Annotated in this window: 7 protein-coding genes; 2 read left to right on the forward strand and 5 right to left on the reverse strand. The window is 34.1% G+C overall.

The window, feature by feature from the left end; translation table 11 throughout:
* Window positions 1–107 precede the first annotated feature (107 nt).
* From Q0E86_RS04710 to Q0E86_RS04730, 5 genes are all read right to left on the reverse strand, one after another.
* Window positions 108–623, reverse strand: coding sequence for a hypothetical protein (locus Q0E86_RS04710; RefSeq protein WP_295754869.1), 516 nt, complete (start codon window positions 621–623; stop codon window positions 108–110).
* A gap of 5 nt (window positions 624–628) precedes the next feature.
* Window positions 629–889: a hypothetical protein gene (locus Q0E86_RS04715; protein WP_295754870.1), complete on the reverse strand. Its 261-nt coding sequence runs from the start codon at window positions 887–889 to the stop codon at window positions 629–631.
* A 13-nt stretch (window positions 890–902) separates the two neighbouring features.
* Window positions 903–1,304, reverse strand: coding sequence for a hypothetical protein (locus tag Q0E86_RS04720; RefSeq protein WP_295754871.1), 402 nt, complete (start codon window positions 1,302–1,304; stop codon window positions 903–905).
* Between the two features lie 88 nt (window positions 1,305–1,392).
* Window positions 1,393–2,478, reverse strand: a complete 1,086-nt coding sequence (locus Q0E86_RS04725) for a hypothetical protein (protein WP_295754873.1) — start codon at window positions 2,476–2,478, stop codon at window positions 1,393–1,395.
* Window positions 2,479–2,643: 165 nt separating this feature from the next.
* Window positions 2,644–2,781, reverse strand: coding sequence for a hypothetical protein (locus tag Q0E86_RS04730; protein WP_181989321.1), 138 nt, complete (start codon window positions 2,779–2,781; stop codon window positions 2,644–2,646).
* A gap of 101 nt (window positions 2,782–2,882) precedes the next feature.
* Here Q0E86_RS04730 and Q0E86_RS04735 point away from each other — a divergent pair, with 101 nt between their 5' ends.
* A complete protein-coding gene (locus Q0E86_RS04735; protein ID WP_295754876.1) occupies window positions 2,883–5,780 on the forward strand; it encodes a glycoside hydrolase family 2 TIM barrel-domain containing protein in 2,898 nt (965 codons plus the stop codon).
* 90 nt (window positions 5,781–5,870) lie between these two features.
* Window positions 5,871–6,293: a type II toxin-antitoxin system HicB family antitoxin gene (locus Q0E86_RS04740; RefSeq protein ID WP_295754878.1), complete on the forward strand. Its 423-nt coding sequence runs from the start codon at window positions 5,871–5,873 to the stop codon at window positions 6,291–6,293.
* The last annotated feature ends 123 nt before the right edge of the window (window positions 6,294–6,416 follow it).

Here is a 6,416-nt window from a genome sequence, read left to right on the forward strand (position 1 = left end):
TTTATAAATCAAAATATTATAACCCATATTTATATATCCCTATTTATTTATGCATAAACATTATAGACGATATTCAATATAAATACTATCATTTTATAACCACTTAATTAATTACCAACAAACTCTTCATACCAATATGTATAGTAAATGGTTCCACACTCTGTTTGATGTGTATCAATTCCATAATGACCATTCATCCAACCTTCCGCAAAGAACGCTTCATTTAAAGCTGCTTTTGCTGCATTATTGGCTTCATCATAAGATGTGTAGGCACCATAAGGAATCGTATCATCACAAGCTGGAATTGTTTCTGGAACAAGTATGATTTCTCTTTCACCACTATCTTCAGGTTGTGGTGTCTCCTTTACCTCTGGAACATAAGTATCATTTGAATTGGATTCAATTTGCTCATTATAACTAGTCACCTGATCATTCGTATTCGAATTTTCCTCTATAGATTCATTCTCATTTGACTCTTTATTTTGTTCCTTTTGCTCTTCTACCACTTCTACTTTTTCTTTATTGTTTTTTACCTTATCATCACTAAAACCATTTGTACTAGAACACCCCACTAATAATGCACTTAACAAAAACATCGTACTAAACACTTTTTTATTTAACATTTTCTTTACCTCACTTTTAAAATTATCATTCCAATAAATAAGAGCGTAAATAGTAAGCTCCATACATTCCGTTCTACAATCAACAACAATTCTTTATATGTAAAATCTGACAAACAACTACAATAGATTCCATTAAAACATTTTCTTTGAAAAGGACTCAGCCTCAAATACCTAACACTCTCTTTCACACTCAACTGATAGAGTACAATCAAATCAATTCCTTTTTTATCTAAATATCTGCCCAACCAATCTAAATCATGTTGCATTTAAACGCCTCCTTTAAAAGCCCATACTCATCTGAACTTGTTGATCAAACATTTGTTGCTGCTGCTCAAACATCTGCTGTTGCTGTTCAAACATCTGTTGTTGTTGCTGATTATATTGTTGTTGGGCCATCTCATTTTGTTGCTGCAAGTAATAATCAACCTCTTCATTAAAACGACGAAATTCTTCTCTGAACAATGCTTCATCTTGCATAGCAACCTCTCTAAAATAGGCTAGTTGATCATCTGTGAAACCTCCATAGTATTGTGCTAAATCCAATTCTGCATCTACCCATTCTTCATAAGACGCAAAATTTTGTTCTTGAAATGTAGATGGATCATTATAATCAACACCTTTATTGCTTGCACAACCTGTAAAACACACTAACATCACCAATAAACCAATAACTTTTTTCATTTTCTTTTTCCTCCTTGTTTACCTCTTCACTATATAAGACGAACTAGTTTATCAATCGGTTATACCAAATTTAAATTTTTTTATTTTTTTAATACAACTGATATAAACTATTCATAAAATTATAAATATCCATATTAGCTTCCATTAATTTTTCTGGATAATTAATATACATTTCACCTGCATCCGCAAAGAATTCTGCCGTATCATCTCTACCATACTCTCCTAAACTTCCAGGAGCCATTTCATGTAATCTTTGCCATTCATAACTATCAGAAATACCGAAATATGTATAATAATTCGCATGTGCAAAATCAAAGATATGTGTTAACTCATGACTCACTGTTCCTTTTTGACCATAATCTTTATCTACATCCATTTGTAGAGTAATTGAAAAATCACTAGCAGATGCATATGCATAGGTTCCAAATCCTCTATTATCAATATCAACACCATCCGCAACTGCAATCGCATCAAAATTTTGAGGTTCACAAAATTTAATCAATCTACAATTATCCAATAAGAACTGCGGCTGCGTTCTAATAAATTCATCCACATATTTCTGAACATCTCCAGCCTTTAAATTATTACCAGGAAGAATCTCAATTGTAGGTAAACCCTCATAATATAAATATTGATCTGTAATAATCTGGTTGTATGCTTCCTCTTGCTGTCTAAGAATTTCATTATATTGTTCTTTAGCCGATACATAATCCGAATGAACCGGACTTAAAACTAAAATCAACGCGCAACAAATCACACCCAACAATCCAAATTTCACAAACTTATTTGTCTTAGGTTGTTTCTTTTCAATATAACTCAAACAATCCGCTACATCATCCAAATCAAAATGATCTTGATAATAATCATAGACACCCTGTTTTGTTTCTTCATCCAACATTTCAAACTTCTCTAAATCCGATGTAGAAAACTTTGTACGAATATATTCCTCCGTTAAAATATTAGGATCTATCTTTTCCTTGTTATAAGTCAAAACCAATACCAACAACCCACTCAATAATCCAACCAAGAATGACATTTGAAAATCAAATCCATTAATAATAGCTTGATCCACCATATTAATTTCATCTGTCACAATTAAATCTTGATATCCATACAACAATGAAAATACACCCATAAATACTACAATTGATAAAATCACTTTATTTTTAGTCATACTAAATCTCTCCTTCTTACTTTGTTTTTTATCCTTACACTATTAAGACGAAGTAAATTTAGAATCGGTTATATAAAAAATAAAAAAATTAAATTATTTTCAAATTAATACGTAAAAACTATAAATATTCGTTAGATCATAAAAAAAAGAGAACTCCATGTTCCCTTATATAAGAAGTGCCACCATTTTAAACACAAAGACTACAATCAAAAGAATACCAATCCATTTTATACATTTAAAAGTAAACTTAATCGCAAAATAAATCAAAGCTATTGAAACCACTAAACCAAGAATGTCTGACATCTTTCAACCTCCAATTTAACACTTATTTTAATTCATTTTCACCTTCCTTTCAATAGGGCGGTTTGCTATAATGAAGAATGCACGAATAGAGGAGTGATACAATGCGAACACCAGATTTAAACTGGCTTAAAGACTCACGTATCTTTCAAGTCAACCGACTACAAGCATACAGTGATCATATATATACAATTGGAAAAGATAAAAAGCCAAGCTCTTTTTCACTAAACGGAACATGGAAATTCAACCAATCCAAAAACTATGATACAAGCTTTAAATTCTTCTATAACACAGAATTTAACGACGCCAACTGGAACGACATCCAAGTCCCAGGACACATCCAACTACAAGGATTTGACAACCCCCACTATACAGATGTGACATACCCATGGGATGGACATGACGTCGTAAAGCCAGGCCAAATTGACATGGATAAAAATAAAGTCTATCAATACCGTAAAACATTTGATTTACCACAAGACTTCATTGGAAACAAACTCATTCTTTCCTTTGAAGGCGTAGAATCCAATATCTACGTATGGCTAAACGGAAAATTTGTCGGATACAGCGAAGATTCCTTTACACCAAGTCGATTTGACATCACAAAATATACACAAGAAAAAGATAACGTTCTATGCGTACGCATCTTTCAAAAATGCACAGGCACATGGCTAGAAGACCAAGACATGTGGCGTTTTAGCGGAATCTTTAGAGATGTCATGATCTATAAACAACCTAGTCTTCACATACAAGACTTAAAAATCGATACAAATATTGATCTAGACACAAATAAAAGTGTTCTTACATGCACATGTAAAATGAGCAGTAATGAAAACCATATTCTACAAGCCAAACTATACGATCCACAAGGAAACATCGTATGGAATGCCAATATGCAAGACACATTTGAAATACCTGTAGAAAACACAAGTCTTTGGAGTAGTGAATACCCAAACCTATACCAATTAGAAATTGTTCTATACGATACAAATAATGAAGTCATTGAAACCATTCACGAACAAGTAGGATTTCGTAAATTCAGCCTTGAATATGGCATTATGAAAATCAATGGTAAACGCATCGTATTCCACGGCATTAACCGCCACGAATGGAATGCCAAAACCGGAAGAGCCATTACCTACGAACAAATGGAAGAAGATATTCACATGCTAAAGGCATTAAACATCAATGCCGTAAGAACATCACACTATCCAAACAACAGCTATTGGTATAAATTATGCGACCAATACGGAATCTATGTCATTGACGAAATGAATTTAGAAACCCACGGAGCCAATGACATCCTTCCACAAAACAAAACCGAATGGACCGATTGTCTATTAGACCGAGCAAGAAGCATGTATGAAAGAGACAAAAACCACCCATGCATTTTAATGTGGTCACTTGGAAATGAAGCTGGAAGCGGATCTAACTTTATGATTCTACACGACTACTTCAAAGAACAAGATCCATCAAGACTCGTACACTATGAAGGCATTACACAAGATCGTACATTCGAAAATGCCAGTGACATCGAATCTAGAATGTATGCCACACCACAAAGTGTAAAAGACTACCTAGACGCACACCCAATGAAACCAATCATGCTATGTGAATATATGCACGCCATGGGAAATAGTCTAGGAGGCATGGAAGAATATACAAACCTAGAAGACGAATACGAACAATACCAAGGCGGATTTGTATGGGACTACATTGATCAAGCCATTGAAAAAGACGGCAACTACTATTACGGACAAGACTTTGATGATTATCCAAATGACTCCAACTTCTGTGGAGACGGCATCCTTCTAGCCAACCGACAAGAAACAGGCAAAAGCCAAGAACTAAAACAACTCTACAGATATGTTGATATGGAAATCCATTTCGATTCTGTCACAATTAAAAATAAAAACCTATTCTACGACCTAAGTAAAGACACCTTTATCTTTGAACTCAAACGAAATGGACTCGCCATTCAATCCGGCAACTTTAAAACAAGCGTAGAACCAGGCACTACAAAAACAATGCCCGTACAATTTAAACAAATCAATACGCCAGGCTATTACACAAAAACCATCTACTACAAAACACCACTTGGCATTCAAGCCTTTGACCAACAAGTCTTCGAAGTCAAACAAGACCAACCAAAAGAAAACGCCATGCTAGTGGTGGAAGGACAAAATACAATCGGCATTCAATTTATAGACACCGAATATCTATTCGACAAACAAAAAGGCTTAGTATCCATTCAAGTAAACGACAAAGAATTACTTCAAGAAGCACCAAAACCCGTCTTCTACAGAGCCTTAACCGACAATGATCGTGGTGCCAAACAAACATATGCCAACTGGCTAAACGCAAGCCTATTCCAAAATGTCATTGACTTTAAAATGATACGCAACTCAAAATGCGCACAAATGATCTATACAATTCAACTTGAATCCATTGAAGAAGAATGTAAACTCGTCTATACAGTCTACAACAATCAAAGTATTCAAATCCAATTGCACCTAGACAAAAACTCAAAAAGACAAACCCTACCCCTATTTGGAATCGAGTTTGCCCTTAAAGAAACATTTAAAAACTTTGCGTACTTCGGAAAAGGCGAAAAAGACACATACACAGATCGAAATCACGCGCTAACCGATTTCTACTCAGAAAACATAGATACAAACTACATTCCATACTTAAAACCACAAGAACACGGCAATCATGTGGACTGCAAATGGTGCTGCCTATCCAATGGAACAAACACATTCAACATCAAGGCAGAAAATATGGAATGTCAAGCCAGCAAATATTCCTTTATGCACTTATATAACGCAAAACACACATTTGAACTTCCACAAACAAATACAACCTATTTAAGAATCACAAAACAACAAATGGGCGTAGGCGGAATCAATAGCTGGGGCGCAAAAGTACAACCACAATACTTAATTGACCAATCTAAAAACCTAGATTTTACTTGTACACTCTATATTTCAAAGAAGGATTAATCTCCTTCTTTTTATTTACACGTTTTATGATTATACGTATTGTATATATACGTATTATTTAATATACTATTTAAAAAGGAGGCAAACAATATGTTGTCAATTTATCCAGCATGTTTCTTTGAAGAAGAAAATCATTATTCAGTTATTTTTCCAGACTTCAATTACCTTTCCACTTGTGCAGATTCACTACAAGACGCAATGGAAATGGCCATTGATTGTCTAGCTGGTGCATTGTTCAGTGCAAAACTAGACAATCAAGATATTCCAATTCCTTCAAAGTTAGAAGAAATTGATCCAACTCAAATCGCATCTGAACTTGAATTCGAATTTAAACAATCTTTTGTCACCCTTGTATCTGTTGATGTTAAAGAATATGCGAAAACCCATTTCAATAAGGCTATCAAAAAAACACTCACAATACCCGAATGGTTAAACAAAGAAGCCATGAGCAAGAACATCAATTTTTCGCAAGTCCTTCAAGAAGCATTAATTGCCAAATTACACTCCAATTAAAACATCAACAAGCCCCATACCTTTTTTATAAATATGGGGCTTTAAACCAATGTCATTAAGTTAAGAAATGACGAACCATCCAGATACTATTGTCTGGATGGTATTTTTATTTGAAAGCACGAC

This window comes from uncultured Holdemanella sp. (assembly GCF_934754935.1).
Classification (GTDB): domain Bacteria; phylum Bacillota_I; class Bacilli_A; order Erysipelotrichales; family Erysipelotrichaceae; genus Holdemanella.

Coding starts and splice junctions, on each gene's coding strand:
- Q0E86_RS04710 (WP_295754869.1), bottom strand. CDS start 623: ATGTTAAATAAAAAAGTGTTTAGTACGATGTTTTTGTTAAGTGCATTA.
- Q0E86_RS04715 (WP_295754870.1), bottom strand. CDS start 889: ATGCAACATGATTTAGATTGGTTGGGCAGATATTTAGATAAAAAAGGA.
- Q0E86_RS04720 (WP_295754871.1), bottom strand. CDS start 1,304: ATGAAAAAAGTTATTGGTTTATTGGTGATGTTAGTGTGTTTTACAGGT.
- Q0E86_RS04725 (WP_295754873.1), bottom strand. CDS start 2,478: ATGACTAAAAATAAAGTGATTTTATCAATTGTAGTATTTATGGGTGTA.
- Q0E86_RS04730 (WP_181989321.1), bottom strand. CDS start 2,781: ATGTCAGACATTCTTGGTTTAGTGGTTTCAATAGCTTTGATTTATTTT.
- Q0E86_RS04735 (WP_295754876.1), top strand. CDS start 2,883: ATGCGAACACCAGATTTAAACTGGCTTAAAGACTCACGTATCTTTCAA.
- Q0E86_RS04740 (WP_295754878.1), top strand. CDS start 5,871: ATGTTGTCAATTTATCCAGCATGTTTCTTTGAAGAAGAAAATCATTAT.